We start from the raw sequence: 17,133 nt of genomic DNA on the forward strand, positions 1-17,133 counted from the left end.
CAGGATGCTGCTTCCAGAAGAAATGGGCCTCAGGAGAGCAAGATCTTTATACCCTCAGTCCATTCTTCGATTTCCCGGATCGGCAGGCACTCACGTTCGCTATGAGCGGTGTGCATGTCTCCCGGTCCAATAACGACAACTTCTTCCGCAATTTTCGCAAAGCGTGTAGCTTCCGAGCCAAAGGGGATACCGGTCTTCACTCTATTGAATAGCTGGGCTAAGGTCTTTCCTAACTTTGCTTCGTTCGGATTTCTAAATCCCCTCTCTGCCCGCTGCATTTCGATTGTAATTTTGCAGCCTGGATTTCGACTTTCTACTTCTTGTGCGAATTGAAGGATATGTTCCGCACCCTGTTCAGGTGCTTCTTCGGGAATGGGCCGCCACTCGACGAGGAAAGTACATTCTGCTGGGACTATGTTCTTTGCTGTTCCCCCTTGTATTGTGCCGATGTTGAAGGTAGTAGAGGGGGGAGAAAAGAGATCATCCTGCAGGTGCGAAGCTGCTTTTGCAAAGTTTTCGATTTTGCAGATCAGCTTTGCAGCAACGCCAACTGCTGAGATTCCTTCTTGAGGAAAAGCACTGTGAGCAGGTTTCCCTGCGATATGAACCTGCAGAAGTCCGTAGCCCTTTCCTGCAACTGCCGGATGGAGCGAGGTGGGTTCACAGACAATCACGCGTTTAGGGCGGATAAAGTTCGAAGCGATCAGGTGAGAAGCGCCGATACAGCCGATTTCTTCATCTGCAGTCAAAATGAGGGCGATGGAGCTATTGGTTGCGGAAGGCTGGTGCCCGGTGATTGCCGCCAGAATCCCTGCCAGAGAACCCTTGACGTCACAAGCTCCGCATCCATGAAGAAAGCCGTTGCGTTCTTCAAGCCGAGTGGCATTGTTCCAAGAAGAGGAGAAAGGAACAGTATCCGTATGACAAGCGAAAGCGAGATCGACTTCGAGTCCGGAGCCGGATATCTCACCTGGAGTGGCAATCAGATTGATCTTTTCTACACCGTTTCCGTCTCGATAAGGAAAGGTCTTCGTCTTCCAGTTATGTTTTGCAAGCAACGCGGAGACATAATCGATCAATGGGCGATTCGAAAGTCGTGAGACGGTGGGAGTCTTAACCAGTTCATGCAGAATCTCAGTGGCTGTCATGCCTGTGCTCCCAAGAACTCGTTTCCTGCAAGAAAGACTCGGGGACGCGCCGATACTCCGACGAAGTAGATCATTTCTCGATAGTCCTTACCTTCATGAATGACAAAATCGGCACGCTTCCCAATTTCCAGAGAACCGATTGAGGCCCCGAGGCCAAGACTATATGCCGCGTTGATGGTAGCCGCTGCGAGTGCCTCACTCGGTAACATTCGTAGATACAGACAGGACAGCGACAATACGAGAGACATCGATGTGGTAGGCGATGAGCCTGGATTGAAGTCCGTTGCGATGACCGGAGCTAGACCTGCCTCGATCATTTTGCGGGCGTTCGGATATTGAGTCCTGCCCAGAGCGAATACGGAAGCAGGTAAGAGCACCGGCTGAACTCCACCAGCATGTAGGGCTACCATTCCGGAATCATTGGTACACTCCAGATGATCGGCGGTTTGTGCGCCTAACTCTGCGGCCAGAGCTGCAGCTCCATCCGCATGAAATTGTTCAGCATGAATGCGGAGCCCCAAGCCCTGCTGTTTGGCTGCCTTGAGTACAGAGCGGCTTTCGGCGAGGCTTAAGGCATGTTCGTCACAGAAGGCATCGCAATAGCGTGCAAGCTTGTGCTTAGAAATCTCGGGAATAAGCTCTTCCGTGAGCAGCCGAATATATTCCTCTCTCCTGTCTAGAAATTCCGGTGGAACAGTGTGGGCTCCCAGAAAAGTAGGTACCACTCTTAACGGAGTACGTTCCGGCAGTTGTTGTAGAACTTTGAGGATCTTTAGTTCGGAATCTCTGTTGAGCCCGTAACCTGATTTGGCTTCGATCGTCGTTGTTCCGCCACGAAGGAACCATGTCGCATATTGTGTGGATGCTTCCAGAAGTTCTTCATGGCTTGCTGCACGTGTTCGGGAGATTGTCGAAGTGATTCCTCCACCACTTGCAGCGATCTCCTGGTAGGTTTTGCCTTCAATCCGTTGTTCGAATTCGTTGACGCGATTTCCTGCAAAGACCGGATGCGTATGCGCATCGACAAATCCGGGAGTCACGCTTCGCGATTCTGCATCGATGACCCGAGTATCTTTCTGGATCAGAGGCTTAGCTTCGTCGTATTTACCTACAAACCGAATGCAGCCATCTTCAATCACCATGGCCCCATCTCGAACAATCGCTAATTCCTGTAAGGCTCTACCGGTTCTCGGCATCGCAGGACCGGAGAGCGTTATCAGTTCTCCGCAATTCACTACAGCTATACGCTGGGATTGCTTTCGTTCTTGAGACACAGTGGAACATCTCTCCTGTTGCAGTTAAAGGTCAAGCCGGTTGCTTCTCTAGGGCCGCATGGGAATGTGGATACCTTTAGTATCCGCAGTTTCACGCGCGATTTCGTATCCAGCATCGACATGCCGGGCAACACCGATTCCAGGATCGTTATTGAGCACGCGGTGCAGCCGTTTTGCTGCTGCATCGGTTCCGTCTGCTACCGTAACTTGTCCGGCGTGCAGAGAATAACCCATGCCGACACCTCCGCCATGGTGGAACGATACCCAGCTTGCCCCACTGGCTGTATTGAGCAGGGCGTTGAGAATCGGCCAATCGGCTATGGCGTCGGAGCCATCTTTCATCTTTTCGGTTTCGCGATAAGGAGATGCAACCGAACCGGTATCGAGGTGGTCTCGGCCGATGGCGATAGGCGCCTTTAATTCGCCACGTTTGACAAGATCGTTCATTGCCTCGCCCATCAAAGCGCGATTACCGTACCCGAGCCAGCAGATACGCGATGGCAGTCCCTGGAAGTGAACACGATCTTTGGCCAGATGCAGCCAGCGTGTCAGGATCTTGTTCTCCGGGAAGAGTTCGAGCGCCAACTGGTCGGTGCGTCGGATGTCTGCCGGATCTCCCGAAAGCGCTACCCAGCGGAAGGGTCCTGAACCTTCGCAGAAGAGCGGACGGATGAATTCGGGAACGAACCCTGGAATCTCAAAGGCGTCCTTACATCCTGCATCTGCAGCACGGCGGCGAATATTGTTGCCGTAATCAAAGGCCACGGCTCCAGCTCTCTTCATCGCCAGCATTGCTTCGACGTGAGTAGCCATGGATTGCATGGACTGCTCGACGTAAGCGACAGGGTCTTTCTCTCGTAGCTCGGCGGCCCGTTCAAGGCTGTATCCGGCGGGGACATATCCGTTGAGCGGATCGTGTGCGCTAGTTTGATCCGTCACGGCATCGATTTGGATCCCACGACGAACGAGTTCCGGAAGTACTTCAGCGCAGTTTCCTACAAGACATACGGAGAGTGCTTCTCCCTTGCGACGTGCTTCTTCACAACGTGCCAACGCTTCGTCGAGATCGTGACTCATGACATCGCAATAGCCTGTTTCCAGACGACGCTGGATGCGCGAAGGATCGACATCGATACCGAGAAAGACTCCATCATTCATTGTTACGGAAAGAGGCTGTGCTCCACCCATGCCTCCGATGCCGCCGGAGACAACCAGCTTACCGCGAAGGCTTCCGCCAAAATCTCTCTCTGCCAATGCGGAGAACGTTTGATATGTCCCTTGCAGAATTCCTTGTGTGCCGATGTAGATCCAGCTGCCTGCCGTCATCTGTCCATACATGATTAAGCCTTGACGATCCAGCTTGTGGAACTCATCCCAGTTCGCCCAAGCCCCAACCAGATTGGAGTTTGCAATCAGAACGCGGGGAGCATACTCATGCGTAGGGAAGACGGCTACAGGCTTTCCCGATTGAACGAGCAGTGTCTCTTCATTTCCAAGGTGCTGCAGCTCGCGGACAATGGCTTCGAAGCAGGACCAGTTACGTGCAGCCTTGCCAATTCCACCATAGACAACAAGATCTTCCGGGCGCTCTGCAACGGCAGGATCCAAATTGTTCATGAGGCAGCGCAAGGCGGCTTCCTGCTGCCAGCCTTTGCAGTGAAGCTGTGTGCCTCGTGGAGCTGTAATCGAGTGAGTTGCTGTAGTCATTGGAACCTCCGAGCCTGGAACTTGTTCTGGACCAAGAGCTGCTTGGGATATGAGAATTTTGCTAGTTTTTGCAACCTATCCGGTTACAGATTATGTGTGCCAAACCTTACGGTGAACCTCGGTGTATTGCGCGACAATTTCATCCCGAGCCGGATGCCGTCCATCTGACAGAATCTTGCTTCCTCCGACAAATACATCTCGAATTGCATTTCGCGGGAGGGCGAAAACTATCATCGGCAGTAATTCTGTCGATGAAGCACCACATAGGGAAGGATCGTTTCTGTCGATAGTGAAGAAATCGGCTAATTCTCCAGGCTGAAGCGTTCCGGCGTTAATCCCCAGACTCATTGCTCCACCCTTTGTGGCATAGCTGAAGAGACGGGCAGAAAGATCGATACCATCGATTTGATCGAGGAGTACACGCTTTTGGTGAATGAGGCGTAGATGGTATTCCAGTTCTCTGGCATCCTCCAGCGGGTCGATCTGTGCCTGGCTGTCAGAGCCAAAAGAGAACCGAATTCCTTTGGCGATGGCATGATCCGCGGCGATGATTCCATCGCCCAAATTACGTTCTGTTGTCGGGCATGAGCAGATCGTGGTCTTTGCTCCGGCTAACGCATCCATCTCTTCGGCACTTATGTGTATGGCGTGAACAAGTGTGAGATGTTCCGTAAGGAGTTGATGCTTGTGGAGCAAACTGACTGGCGTTAACCCATACTCTTTCTGGCAAGCGTCCAATTCAGCGATTTGCTCCGCCATATGTATATGTATGGGGTAGCCCTGCTCTGCGGCCCAGGAGAAAATCTCTTCGAGATCGGGAAGCGGTACGGCCCGGATACTATGAGGTGCGACGCCAAAGGACACTCGCGCGTGTGAGCGGGAGATTTCTTTGGCAAGGGCGGCGGCCCGGTCGAGATAGTCTTCTTTCGACTCGTAAAAGCGAAGCTGTCCTGGGTCGGACGGCAGATTGTATCCCGCTCGAAAATAGGCAACACGAAGCAACGCAATTCTCAGGCCGACGGATTGAGCTGCACGAATAATCTGTTTTGACAGCAGATTCGGATCGTCATATGGCTGGCCGCTTCTCGCTTGATGCAGGTAGTGAAACTCTCCGACGGAGGTGATTCCACTAAGCACCATCTCCATAAAGACCATGCGCGCAACGTGGTAAACATCTTCATGATCGACAGCCAGCGCGGCGCGATACATTGCATTGCGCCATGTCCAGAAGTCTTTGCCGTTGATTCCGCGATTTTCCGAACGTCCACGGATCAGGCGCTGAAAGCTGTGCGAGTGTCCATTGACGAAGCCGGGCAGGAGTGCTTTTCCTACGAGCCGTACTGTTTCGTATTGAGTGGCAGCATCGGCTGAAACAATGTCCAGAATGCGTCCGTCATTGCCGACTAGAAGACCTCTGTCGGCAACAAAGCCGCCATTCTGGTAGAGCAGGTCGGGATGGTAGAGCACTGGCATGGACAGATATTTTGCCGTTTCTCGGCGTTTTCGTGTTTATTCCGTTCATCATAGTCAGGTGTTCGGCCTCGGGAAAGAAGGAATCCACGGCGGAAATACGTAATCGCCGAATTATCGATGGTAAATCTGTGATTCTGCTGTGAGTTGCAGCGTCCGCTTTCTGAGCATTCTTTCGTGTGCAGCTCTCTTTTGGCAGCAAACTGAGTGAGCTTTTGTGGCTTGGTCTATAACTCTGAGTGAAATGCTGAAGCCCGTTCGAGTGTTCAATACATTATCGATGGACACGCTCGATTGCCAAGCCTCAATACAAGGCCTGCGGCGTGTCCCTAGAGGTGATAATCTTTCTTTCTGTTCGCGGTTCCGCGATGAGAAAGAGTATTCTCGCCAGAACGAGGCTATGTAGTTGATGTTGCCCAGATTACCGAAGAATTCTTAAGAAGGATTGCTGCTTTAGGCAATCTGTTTCTGTATCACCTGGCCGCTATGTTCAGGACTTCCGCCTGGCTCAGGAAAATCATTTTCGCAGTCTTGAAGAAAAATCGATTTCGTTCGCTGCGGTATCTGACTGCAGAGGTTAGCCTGCGACAATTCGTAGGGACGCTCGGTTTCGTGAGCCCCCTTCTGGAGGTCGGAATCTGTAGTCTTGTGTCTCATTGAGCATGTCTCACATGCCGGGAATTGTACCAGGGTTTGCCGAAAGTGCTTAACTTAAATCTGCAGGAAAAGAAATGCCCGGCCCTTGTTCTCCAATGGAAATCTGTTTCCGTTTCTACCCGACGCGTATCGCTGAAAGAGCATGCTGCATATCTGGAAGAGAAGATCTGTCAGATCCCCGTCCATACCAGTGCTTCTATAGTCTCTTTGAACTTATTTCCAAGGTATATCTGAGCCGAAGGACAAATTTTCGTTCCGAGGCAGGCTCCCTTTGCGCTTGTACTCTCATCTGAATCAAATGTCGGGATACAAGTTATTTCTGCTTATCGTTAAAACATAGATTATTCTCTCTTCGTTTACCGGAACACTGCGTCTTCGGTTTTTTGCATGATTGTGTCTTGAGCTTTGCTGGGAAAATTTCATTCCTACTGGAGTAGTCCCATGCTATTTAACTCTCTGTCTTTCTGTCTGTTTTTCCTTGTTGTGACGGGGCTTTATTTCGTTCTGCCCTGGAAGTGGCGATGGAAGATGCTGCTTGTTGCGAGCTGTATCTTCTATATGTCCTTTATTCCTATTTACATCTTTATCTTGTTTGCCACGATTTTGATTGACTATTTCATGGCTATCAAGATAGCTGCGGCAGAAGGGAAAGAGCGAAAAATCTATCTGTACGTGAGCATTCTCTCCACGTGCTTCGTACTGTTTCTTTTTAAGTATTACGATTTCTTCATATTGTCAGGACGCTTTCTGGAGCGGCTGGTAAGGATTCCGGAGAATCTTCCTCTGGTATCGATCATTCTGCCTATTGGCTTGTCCTTCCACACCTTTCAGAGTCTTAGTTACGTGATCGAAGTTTATCGGCGGAATCAGGCTCCTGAACGTAACTTTGGCATATATGCTCTCTATGTCATGTTTTATCCGCAATTGGTTGCAGGTCCAATTGAACGGCCGCAGAATCTCCTGCACCAGTTTTATCGGGACCATAAATTCCAGATTGAAAATGTGATCGAAGGTCTGATGCTTCTTGCCTGGGGCTACTTCCAGAAGATGGTCGTTGCCGATCGGGCTGCAATGTATGTCGACAAAATCTACGGAAGCTGGCACGGACAATCCGGGCTGGCACTCCTGTTAGCGACCGTGCTTTTTGCCGTTCAGATCTATGCCGATTTCTGTGGGTACTCGCACATTGCAATCGGATGTGCGCGAATCATGGGCTTTGAACTGATGACTAACTTCCGGCATCCATACTTTTCAACGAGCATCAGCGAATTCTGGAGGAGATGGCATATTTCGCTCTCGACATGGTTTAAGGACTATGTCTATATCCCGCTGGGCGGGAGCCGTGTACCAGTGCCCCGGCTCTATATCAACTTACTAGCTACCTTTACTATCAGCGGATTGTGGCACGGCGCAAACTGGACTTTTGTTCTCTGGGGTTTTTATAACGGCCTGCTTCTGGTTCTAGAACACTCCTTGGGGCATCTATGGCTTCGTCCAGGGATTTACTGGACGGCAGTTCGCCGTGTCATTACTTTGTCCTTTATTGGGCTAGGCTGGGTAATTTTCCGCGCACAAGATATAGGATCTGTGTTTGAGATAGTCAGAAAGATCCTGACTTCGACATCTCTAAGTATGGAGAGCATCCAAGGCGCAATTCGTGCTGCGACGGATGACAGTACGGCCTTGGGTGTTATGACGACAACCTTCCTTTTCGTGGGACTTATGTTTGCAATGGAGTGGGTCCAGGAAAAGCAACTCTTCCAGCTAAAGGAAAAATTACGTATTTCTTTTTCCTATCAAGCTGCGACGATCGCTATTTTGCTGCAGGCAATCCTTATATTCGGAGTTTTGCGAGCATCATCGTTTATCTATTTCCAGTTCTAGCCTATGAAGAAAGTCCTCAAGGTTATATCCCTTGCCGTTCTGCTTTTGCTGGTTCTCGTTGGACTCAAGTTCTGTTTCGAGCAGCATTTCTCCCTGAAAAATGCCGGGCTGCAGGGAGAATTGCGCCTGGATCATGTCGATATCTTATTCGTCGGTTCTTCGCATACTCGCCAGGGATATGACATACAGCTCCTTGAAGCGAAGACCGGCTTGACGGCCTATGCTTTGGCCTATGACGGCTTGGATTTCTATCACATGTTGCCTCTCCTGGAAGAGGCATGGAGGAATCCTTCACATCGCCCCAAGCTTTGCGTAATCGAAGCCTATCCCGCGAACGTAGCGCGTGCTCCGGAATTCGACGATCCCAGATTGTTCTTTGACGCTCCGCCACGGATGAAGATCCAGCTTCTCATGAACTATTCCAGGATGCACCCGGGACCCTCGGGTTGGGAAGATATGTTCGTGCTCATCGTGAATCGCGGGGCGGATCAACTTCTCAGCTATCCGCTTGTACGAAGGATGATCGATCCATATTTCTATCGCGGAGGGTATGTTCGGAAGAAAGTTCCCGGATTACCTCCGAAGGTATTCTCTAGTCTTCATCTTTCTGTGGCAGGTGCAGAACCTGATCATCTCGAAAAGGCAGCGTTTCAGCAGATTCTGGCATTGGCCGCAGAAAAAGGGGTTCCGGTGGTCATGGTCGATCCCCCAATGCCTGCCCCAGTAATAGCGCAACCGGAGGTCGTCCGGCTAAAAGGCTGGTTCCGTCAGGTAGCGGCGGAGCATGGGCTTCGGTATATCGACGGTGATGAAGAATTTCCTACTGGGGAACCCTCGATGTTTGCAGACTCCAATCACGTTTCCACCGCGGGTAGGGAAATCTTTACCTCGCAATTGACTGCACAGCTGTTTTCGCTTGGAGTGTTGAAAGAGAAAGCTTCCGGGGCCTTTTAAAGCATTTCCCGCATAGGTATCGACATGCCAGGATAGAACGCTACGTAAGCTTTTGTGTCTTGGTTACATCGATGAGAGAAATGCTTCAGGCAGGCTTTTCCCCTCCGGTTTGTCCGCTGTGCTCGGGGCTTGAACCGGGTTCCGGAAAATCATTGTCGGTTTCCTGGAGAAAATCCGATTTTGTTCTCTGCGGAATTTGAGTGTCCAGGTTTGTTTGCGATAGCTCACCGGGACGCTCGGTTTCATGAGCCCCTTTTTGAGCGTCGGAATCTTTTATCTTTTCAGGCATAGCAATCGTAGGACGCGAATCGCGAGGGTATGGTTTTCTGAGTGGCCGATTCCTGACGGCAAATGAAAAAGGCTCGGGAACCCCGAGCCTCTTCAGTGAAAGGTTTTTCCTTAACGTGCTGAGCTTGGTTTGGGACTCAGACGAACTCCCATGCCATTCAGACGGCTACGCGCCTGGCGTGCCTCTGGTGTCTGGGGATAGCGCTGAACGAGAGCACGAAACTCACGAACTCCGGCGTCGTTCTGATTGAGCTGCATGTAGCACTCGCCCTTATGGAGCTGAGCCGAAGGAGCCTTATTGTTTCCGGGGAACTGCTCCAGGACAGCGTCATACTCCTTGATGGCATCTTTGTACTTGCCCTGCCGGAAAGACATTTCGCCAATATAGAAATGAGCATTGCCTGCCAGATTCTCCTGGGGGTAGTACTTGACTACGTCGCTGAACTCGGAGGTTGCCAGCTCATACTTGGCGGCGTTGTAGTCTCCTAATGCACTCTGGTAGAGAGACTGCAGAGGCGGTGCCGAAGATGCCATTCCACCTTGAGGAGGCACGTTTCCCGGCTGATTGGGATCGGTTGGCGCACCGGTAACCGGAGCAGCTTGTGCCGGAGGCTGTGGCTGTAAATCCTGAATTTGCTTTTGAATCTTGTCGAAACGGGTCTTGAGTTCATCAACTGAATCGTTCAAAGCTTGAATCTGACCGGAAATGCCGTCCAGCTTCTGGCCTGATCCGTCCGTCTGCTGCTGCATCGTGCGCTGCAGGCTGGTAACGCTCTGTGTAATCTGATTGAGATTATCCGACGTCTGTTCAATTAAGTGCTGCAAGACCCCAAAACGAGAATCCGTAGTCGATTGCAGGCGCTGAACCAGCTCCTGCAATTGTGAGACCTGCGTTTGGAGCTGAATCATCTCCTTCGAGACGGCGCGTGCAGGCGGAACCGTGAAGGCAAGAGAGAGGGCGGCAACAGCGGTATAGCGAAACAGTTTCATTGCTTGCGACCTGAGAAATCGAAATGCGGCAGCGCCAATCCATGCCAAAAACTGCCGCGGCCAAAAAATTACCTACCTATCCAGGTTAAACCCAGCACAGCGATTCTGGTGCTGCACTGCGTTCGGAACACCCGGAGACAACTAGGACCAAATGCCGACCCGAGTGAGAGCCCGCATCGCTGCGTTTCCGCAATCTTGTCCCAAAACTAAATTGTACTCGCTCGGTCCGGAGATATTGTGTGTTCCCCCGATGCCAAGCTTGAGACCTCCTCAAATTGTGAGGAGGCGAGAACACCACACTCTAAAAAGTGAGGCCATTCCTACACGGAATGGCCTCGTTCTACTTGCTTTTTTCTATGCAGAAACCGCAATGGCGATGCCTCTATTTCCAGCTCCAATTGGGCATGGTGTTGCTGCCGCTCTTGGTCAATTGCTGCTGTTCGAGTCCATTGGCCAGCATGGACCAGATCTCGCTCTTTCCTCCAACCTCTCTCTGGAAGACAATGTGGCGATTATCCGGAGACCAGGAGGGGAAATCGTTGCGTCCTGCTTCGTGCGTGAGCTGAGTCCAGCGCTTGGAGGCAATGTCCATGATGTAGATGTCCTGTCCGCCAGGTGCTCCAGGTCCATATTTACGATTCCACGCAAAGGCGAGGAACTGGCCATTGGGCGACCATGACGGAGAGGTGGCATATCCGCCATCTGTCATCCGCTGGACGTTGGTTCCATCGGCACTCATGATGTAAATCTGTGGCAGTCCGGAGCGGCCACTTACCCAGGCAATCTGGGAATTCGTGCGAGGGTTCCATACTGGGGATACATCGGGACCGGCGAAGGCCGTAATGCGAGTTGGCTTGCCGCCATTGGCATCGCTCACCCAGATCTCCGGATCTCCCGAGCGGGAAGAGGAGAATGCGATTCGCGATCCATCTCCAGACCAGGCCGGAGAGAGATTCGTGCCACCGCTAGTGCCCGCAGGGAAGCTGACCGGACGGTTCAGTACGAGAGAAAACATCCGAATCGCCCAACCGCTGCGCGGATTCAAGGAAGAGAAGGCTACGCGCGAATTGTCCGGTGAGATGCGGGGTGAGAGTGACATACTGCCCAGATGTGTCACCGGATGCTGGTTCTGACCGTCGTAGTCCATCACCCAGATCTCTTTTGCTCCTGAACGATTGGAAACAAAGTAGATATGGGTGTCGGTGATGCCGGCAATGCCGCCTAAGCGAAGAATGATTTCGTTGGCAAACTTATGCGCTATCGAACGGGCGCTGTCTTGGGAAGCGTTATCCGTATATTGGCGACTCAGGATTTCCGGGGTCTGCGAATTCTTTACGTCGTGCAGCCAGCCATTGACCACTAGCTTGCCACCGTTGATGCCTAATCCGCCGAAGGCGACCATAGCGGCGTCCGATGGAGGGGCTGCCCACTGCGCGGCATTGATCTCCTGCGGCGATCCAGGCATGACTGTCGGAATCATGCTCTTCGAGACAACATCGAAAATGCCTGCATTTTGCAGATCGGTATAAAGCGTTGAATCGAACGTAGCTTTTAATTGCGGTGTTTGGGGGTCGGCCGATATGGCCTTGAAGTCTGCGGCTGCAATACGAATTCGCTGTACACCCAGGTTCGTGCCTGTGCGGATCCAATCCTGCGCGAGGCTGTGACCCGCGGCCAGGAAAACGAATGCGCAGACAGAGAAGGCGCGGAGGAGTATCGCTTTCTTATCCTTACTGATCATCGTGTCCATGTCCTCAAAACCTGTACAGTGCTTACTTCAGCTCCCTCCCAGAAAGGTATTAGGAGCCTATACTGCCGGTTTGACTTGTTTTCACTCTCAATATCATTTGCCTTCGAACGTGAAGGTGTACGCAACTGATACGGTGCTCTGGTTGTATCCCGCCGGTAGAGGTCCAAAACTGTCTACACGCTGTACTGCTCGCACAGCAGTATCGTTAAATGTCGGCGAGCCGCTTCTCGATTGCAGCTGGACATTCGAAACGGTGCCATCTCGGTGGATGGAAAAGACTACTACGACCTGGGATCCGAGTGGCGTTCGTGGATCTATCGTCTGGGTGTACCAGTTCTCACGTACTTTGCGTTGAATAATGCTTACGTAATAACCAAACTTGGAACCGAAATCGCCGCCGCCGACGGAAACCGGATTATTGCCGACGTTTCCTTGAGTAGCCTGGTGCATGGAGGAAGGCGCAGCTTCACCATACCGAGCCAAATTCTTCTGCTGCGGTGTAGTAGGCGGTTTTAAGTTACTTTGCTTTCCAGTCTGCTGCTGCTGTTCCTTCTTCGGCTGAGTGCTCTTCAGCGGAATGGGAATAGCCTTGTCTTCCTGTACCGTCGGAGCCTTCGGAGTAGGAGGTGCTGGAGCGGGACTGGGGGTTTCGGTGGCCAGCACGTTGTCCGTTGGCTTCTGATCTTGTGGTAGTGGAATTGTGGCCTGGCTCACAAGTGTGGCCTGGATAGCTCCTCCGGGATTCTCTGTGCCCCAGGAGTCACCGTGGTGAAAGTGCACAACTCCAAAGAGGAATAGGAACGCCACAATTGCGCAATGCATGATGACCGCGCCCATGAAGGGCATGGCCAGGCGTTCCTGCTGGTCTCGGAACGCACCTAAAGAGCGGTCGCTTGCAAAGCCTCCCATGGCTTTACCTCGCTGCGCCTGAGGGGCTTTGAGTTATGGGCTGCGTCACGATGCTGATATTGGAAATCCCCGCCTGTTTGACTGCGTCCATGACCGAAGCGAAAGCTCCGAAAGGAACGCGTTCGTCTGCACGCAAATAGATAACCTGGTGCGCCGGATCAGTGTCCGATGTACGGAGGATGACCGGCAGATCGTTTAGATTCACCGGCTTGTCCCCTAGAAAGACTTCCTGATCGCGGTTGATCGTGAGAACCTTACGCTGCTCTGTGACTTCCTTGACCGTCTTTGTTTTTGGGACAGCAACATCGATGCCGGACTGCAGTACCGGTGCTGTCAACATGAAGATCACCAACAGCACCAGCACGACGTCGACGAGCGGAGTAATGTTGATGTCCGCCATCGCTGACTGTGTTTTGCCGCTGCTAGTCGTGAATGCCACGTGCTGGCTCCCTTTCCAAAACGTCAGAAGAGGAATGTGGCGAGCGTCCCCCGGGGACCTCTTCCAGAGTGTTCAGCAGTTCGCGAATAAAATCGTCCATGCGTCCGCCAAGTTCGCGTAGCGAGGCGGCAAATTGGTTATAGGCAACGAGCGCCGGAACGGCTACGAGCAAGCCGGCGGCGGTGGTAATCAAAGCTTCCGAAACGCCCGGCGCTACAGCGCGCAGGGTGGCCGATCCAGCGGTGCCCAGACCATGGAAGGCATCGACGATACCCATGATGGTTCCGAAGAGACCGATAAACGGAGAGCTGGAAGCAATGGTCGCCAGCCAGGGAAGGCGGCGCTCCATATTGGTTAGTGCCTCGCTGGCGGCAATCTGAGCACTGCGCTCCAGTGTTGCGCTATTGCGTGGCGGTCCGAAGCCACCGGTCTGGCGGCGGTAGGTCTCGTAGACCTCGTCGAAAATCATGCACAGCGGGCTAGGCTGGAACTGCTCGCTGACGGCTGCGATTTCCTGCAGGCGGTTCGCCTTGCGGAAAGCACGCAGAAAACGGCGGCTCTGATTCTTCGCCCGTTTGAAACTGGACCATTTCCCGAAAATGATGGTCCATGAGAAAAGACTTGCAATTACAAGCAGACCCAACACACAGGTCGCCAGGATTCCCATGTTTTGAAGCATTTCGAGAATCGCATTACCGCTTGGCGCTGGGGCGGGTGTCGCCTCGGTTTGCAGGAAGAGAACAAACGCTGCTATGAGGTGTGTCATTACTCTCTAGGCTTCCAAGTTAGCAGAATGGGGGACCCGATACCAAATAGTTGCTCGTAGAATGAAACGCTTAGGTAAAGATTTTGTTGTCATCGAAGAGGTATCTTGGCGTGCTATTCTCGGCTCGGATTCCCATCTGTGTATGTTTAAGTAGATGCATGGCATCGGCCGACAATAACCTAAGAGGTATTGCATGCTGTTGGAATTACGTGCGGAGAACTATGCGGTCATCGACCATGCAGTTGCCGTTTTCGGTCCAGGGCTGAATTTGCTAACGGGTGAGACTGGGGCCGGGAAATCCATTCTGGTCGATGCTCTTGCTTTATTGCTGGGCGAAAAGGCCTCTTCCGACGTGGTCCGCCATGGCGCAGATCGCGCCGTGGTCTCCTGTGTCTTCGAATCCACAGCGGTTGCCGAGACGATCCTGGAAGAGAACGGGATCGACTCAGGCGGGGCCGAGATCATCTTGCGCCGGGAGATCCATACCGGCGGTAAAGGCCGTGTTTTCATCAATAACCAGCCTGCCACGGTGGCAGTTTTGCGCCAATTGGCACCCGAACTGGCCCTGGTCCATGCTCAGAGCGAGACCCTTGGAGCCTTCGATCAGGCCCAGCAGCGCAATCTGCTGGATCGCTTCGCTGGAATCTCAACCGATTCCGTAGCCTCTGCCTATCAGGCCTGGGGGGAGATCCGGAAAAAGCTGGAAGATCTCGAGAAGGATGAGCAGGATCGCCTCCGCATGGCCGATATGTGGTCCTTTCAGAGGAAGGAGATTGAGGCCGTCAAGCCGGTTGTAGGGGAAGATCTGGCTCTGGAAACCGAGCGACGGGTCCTGTCGAATGCCGAAAAGCTCTATAGCGCTTCTATGACCGGTTTCGAACTGCTCTACGAGGGAGAAACTTCGGCTGAAACTGCCCTCCGTGCCGCTCTGAACCATATTCAGGAGCTGGCAAAGTACGACGAACGCTTTGCCGAATCTGTTCAGCAGATTATTTCTGCTCGCGCCGTTGTCGGCGACGTGAGTGCCACTTTGCGGGACTATGCCGAAGGCATTCAGGCTTCTCCCGACCGTTTGGCGGAAATTGAAGATCGTCTGGAGCTCTTGAGCCGACTGAAGAAAAAATACGGCTCGACTCTCGAAGAGGTTATCTCCTTTGGCGAGGATGTCTCTGCGAAGTTGTCCGAGATCGAAGATCGGGACGAGATCGTACATCGTCTGCGCGAAGACTTGTCTCGTGCAGAAGGTAAATTCCGGCAGGCCGCCGATGAGCTGACGCTGCTCAGAGCCGCCGCTGCCAAAAAGCTTGCCAAGCTGGCCGAGAGCCAGATTAACGATCTCGCCATGAAGGTGGTCTTTGCCGTAGAGGTGACAGCTCATCACGAACAGTCGATCTGGAGTTCCTATGGCTGGGATGAGGTCTCCTATCGTATTGCTACCAATGCCGGAGAGCCGCTCAAGCCTCTCGATGAAATTGCCTCCGGAGGTGAGATGTCCCGCGTCATGCTTGCCCTTAAGGTGAGCGTCGAGGAGGGTGCTTCCAAGACCAAGAAGAAGACGGCGGTTCCTCGCACGCTGGTTTTTGACGAAATCGACATCGGTATTGGCGGAAGAGCTGCCGAAGCAGTCGGTCAGAAGCTAAAGGCTCTATCCCGGGCGCAACAGGTTCTTTGTGTTACTCATCTGCCGCAAATAGCGGCCTTCGCCGATCAGCATTTCCTGATTGAGAAGAGAGAGGAACGGGGCAGGACCAGGACCAACGTCCGTCTGCTGGCTGGGGAGGAGCGAACCGGCGAAGTGGCCCGCATGCTTAGCGGTGCGAAGTTGACTGAAGCCTCGCTAAAGAATGCAGAACAGATGATTCAGGCCAGCCGCTAGCCTTTAGGAGCCTGTACACATATCATGCATGGTACTCAGGGGAGCTAAGGCTTTTTGCGCAGTGATGTGACTGACGCGGTGTAACGGTCACCCCTCAATAACGAGATGCTGTATTCGATCGGGACCTTTTGGATGTCGTAGGTTGTTTCCCGCACGATCAGGAGTGCACTGCCCACCGTCGTCTGCAAGATACTTGCTTCATCGGGACCGGCATTGATTGCGCCGATTACCTCTTCCGCACCCTGCAAAGGCCGATGGTAGACGTTCTCAATCACGTAGTAGAGCGACTGCCCGGCCAGATCTGCCTTCTCCAGTTCAGGAAAGACGTGTGCAGGCAGAAAGCTGGTCACCACTGCCACCGGATGCTGATCGACGAAGCGTAAACGCTTTAAATAATAGACTTGTTGTCCAGGCTCAAGACGAAGGGCCTCTGCTGTTTCCGGCGTCGGTTGTTGCCGTTCAATAGCAAGGACGCGGGCAGAGGGCTTAAGGCCGCGACGCCTCATCTCCTCGCTGAATCCCCTCAGTTCTTGAAAATCCCAGCGAACCCGTTCCGTTCCCACCACAGGCCGTTTGCCCTTGGCAATTACCAGCAGACCTTCGGAACGCAATTTCTGAAAGGCTTGGCGAACCGGCATCTTGCTGATTCCAAGTAGTTTGGATAGCTCTGCTTCGGAATAAAACTCTGCTCCCGGCAGCAGCACCTTTGCCTGAATCTGCTGCCTGACCTGTTCGGCGATCTGTTCGTAGTAGGGAACAAAACTTGTGGAATCGAGCGTCACCTTGATCCGAACATCGGTTTGGGACGGAGCGTTCAGCGGAGAAACTGAAATCATATGCAGTGATGATTATAAGGGACCTATTCAGAATTTCCCTTGACAACAGGTTGTATACACATGATGCTAGGTATTCGCAAAGGAGACAACCGGGACTGAACGGGAACGGGGACATGGGGTGGATTGGATACTCCCTCAATGTGCTTCGTGTAGCTGATTCGCGGTTGCCAGCGCGATTTTGACGT

The 17,133-nt window shown here is 52.6% G+C and carries 13 protein-coding genes; 3 read left to right on the forward strand and 10 right to left on the reverse strand.

Annotated features, from left to right (window positions below; translation table 11 throughout):
- Nucleotides 1-29: 29 nt before the first annotated feature.
- The 4 genes from AC6I7T_RS24900 to AC6I7T_RS24915 form a co-directional block, all read right to left on the reverse strand.
- Nucleotides 30-1,148: a M20/M25/M40 family metallo-hydrolase gene (locus AC6I7T_RS24900; protein ID WP_497790467.1), complete on the reverse strand. Its 1,119-nt coding sequence runs from the start codon at nucleotides 1,146-1,148 to the stop codon at nucleotides 30-32.
- The gene (gene hutI / locus AC6I7T_RS24905; protein WP_497790468.1) at nucleotides 1,145-2,422 is read right to left on the reverse strand and encodes an imidazolonepropionase; all 1,278 of its coding nucleotides are present in this window, start codon (nucleotides 2,420-2,422) and stop codon (nucleotides 1,145-1,147) included. Before hutI ends, AC6I7T_RS24900 begins: the two co-directional genes overlap by 4 nt.
- Before the next feature lie 48 nt (nucleotides 2,423-2,470).
- Complete coding sequence (gene hutU, locus AC6I7T_RS24910) at nucleotides 2,471-4,129, reverse strand: urocanate hydratase (protein ID WP_497790469.1); 1,659 nt, start codon at nucleotides 4,127-4,129, stop codon at nucleotides 2,471-2,473.
- A 90-nt stretch (nucleotides 4,130-4,219) separates the two neighbouring features.
- Nucleotides 4,220-5,602 carry a formimidoylglutamate deiminase gene (locus tag AC6I7T_RS24915; RefSeq protein WP_497790470.1) on the reverse strand — a complete coding sequence of 461 codons (1,383 nt, stop codon included), beginning with the start codon at nucleotides 5,600-5,602 and terminating at the stop codon, nucleotides 4,220-4,222.
- A 1,095-nt stretch (nucleotides 5,603-6,697) separates the two neighbouring features.
- Here AC6I7T_RS24915 and AC6I7T_RS24920 point away from each other — a divergent pair.
- A complete protein-coding gene (locus AC6I7T_RS24920; protein WP_497790471.1) occupies nucleotides 6,698-8,140 on the forward strand; it encodes an MBOAT family O-acyltransferase in 1,443 nt (480 codons plus the stop codon).
- 3 nt (nucleotides 8,141-8,143) lie between these two features.
- Nucleotides 8,144-9,094 (forward strand): SGNH/GDSL hydrolase family protein, encoded by a 951-nt coding sequence (locus AC6I7T_RS24925; RefSeq protein WP_497790472.1) that lies wholly within the window; start codon nucleotides 8,144-8,146, stop codon nucleotides 9,092-9,094.
- Nucleotides 9,095-9,493: 399 nt separating this feature from the next.
- Here the strand turns inward: AC6I7T_RS24925 and ybgF are convergent, their stop codons facing one another.
- From ybgF to AC6I7T_RS24950, 5 genes are all read right to left on the reverse strand, one after another.
- On the reverse strand, nucleotides 9,494-10,372 hold the full coding sequence (gene ybgF, locus AC6I7T_RS24930) for a tol-pal system protein YbgF (RefSeq protein ID WP_497790473.1): 879 nt from the start codon (nucleotides 10,370-10,372) through the stop codon (nucleotides 9,494-9,496).
- Between the two features lie 382 nt (nucleotides 10,373-10,754).
- Nucleotides 10,755-12,113, reverse strand: a complete 1,359-nt coding sequence (gene tolB / locus AC6I7T_RS24935; protein WP_497790474.1) for a Tol-Pal system beta propeller repeat protein TolB — start codon at nucleotides 12,111-12,113, stop codon at nucleotides 10,755-10,757.
- Nucleotides 12,114-12,215: 102 nt separating this feature from the next.
- Nucleotides 12,216-13,031, reverse strand: a complete 816-nt coding sequence (locus tag AC6I7T_RS24940) for an energy transducer TonB (protein ID WP_497790475.1) — start codon at nucleotides 13,029-13,031, stop codon at nucleotides 12,216-12,218.
- Between the two features lie 4 nt (nucleotides 13,032-13,035).
- Nucleotides 13,036-13,470, reverse strand: coding sequence for an ExbD/TolR family protein (locus AC6I7T_RS24945; RefSeq protein WP_497790476.1), 435 nt, complete (start codon nucleotides 13,468-13,470; stop codon nucleotides 13,036-13,038).
- Entirely contained in the window at nucleotides 13,454-14,236 is a 783-nt protein-coding gene (locus AC6I7T_RS24950; RefSeq protein ID WP_497790477.1) for a MotA/TolQ/ExbB proton channel family protein, read from the reverse strand. Before AC6I7T_RS24950 ends, AC6I7T_RS24945 begins: the two co-directional genes overlap by 17 nt.
- Before the next feature lie 193 nt (nucleotides 14,237-14,429).
- Here AC6I7T_RS24950 and recN point away from each other — a divergent pair, with 193 nt between their 5' ends.
- Entirely contained in the window at nucleotides 14,430-16,112 is a 1,683-nt protein-coding gene (recN, locus tag AC6I7T_RS24955; RefSeq protein ID WP_497790478.1) for a DNA repair protein RecN, read from the forward strand.
- A gap of 44 nt (nucleotides 16,113-16,156) precedes the next feature.
- On the opposite strand, the gene AC6I7T_RS24960 is transcribed toward recN, so the two are convergent.
- The gene (locus AC6I7T_RS24960; protein ID WP_497790479.1) at nucleotides 16,157-16,948 is read right to left on the reverse strand and encodes a GntR family transcriptional regulator; all 792 of its coding nucleotides are present in this window, start codon (nucleotides 16,946-16,948) and stop codon (nucleotides 16,157-16,159) included.
- Nucleotides 16,949-17,133: the final 185 nt, after the last annotated feature.

This window comes from Humiphilus diazotrophicus (assembly GCF_059726315.1).

Coding starts and splice junctions, on each gene's coding strand:
- hutU (WP_497790469.1), bottom strand. CDS start 4,129: ATGACTACAGCAACTCACTCGATTACAGCTCCACGAGGCACACAGCTT.
- AC6I7T_RS24940 (WP_497790475.1), bottom strand. CDS start 13,031: ATGGGAGGCTTTGCAAGCGACCGCTCTTTAGGTGCGTTCCGAGACCAG.
- ybgF (WP_497790473.1), bottom strand. CDS start 10,372: ATGAAACTGTTTCGCTATACCGCTGTTGCCGCCCTCTCTCTTGCCTTC.
- AC6I7T_RS24925 (WP_497790472.1), top strand. CDS start 8,144: ATGAAGAAAGTCCTCAAGGTTATATCCCTTGCCGTTCTGCTTTTGCTG.
- AC6I7T_RS24950 (WP_497790477.1), bottom strand. CDS start 14,236: ATGACACACCTCATAGCAGCGTTTGTTCTCTTCCTGCAAACCGAGGCG.
- recN (WP_497790478.1), top strand. CDS start 14,430: ATGCTGTTGGAATTACGTGCGGAGAACTATGCGGTCATCGACCATGCA.
- AC6I7T_RS24920 (WP_497790471.1), top strand. CDS start 6,698: ATGCTATTTAACTCTCTGTCTTTCTGTCTGTTTTTCCTTGTTGTGACG.
- AC6I7T_RS24960 (WP_497790479.1), bottom strand. CDS start 16,948: ATGATTTCAGTTTCTCCGCTGAACGCTCCGTCCCAAACCGATGTTCGG.
- tolB (WP_497790474.1), bottom strand. CDS start 12,113: ATGATCAGTAAGGATAAGAAAGCGATACTCCTCCGCGCCTTCTCTGTC.
- AC6I7T_RS24915 (WP_497790470.1), bottom strand. CDS start 5,602: ATGCCAGTGCTCTACCATCCCGACCTGCTCTACCAGAATGGCGGCTTT.
- AC6I7T_RS24900 (WP_497790467.1), bottom strand. CDS start 1,148: ATGACAGCCACTGAGATTCTGCATGAACTGGTTAAGACTCCCACCGTC.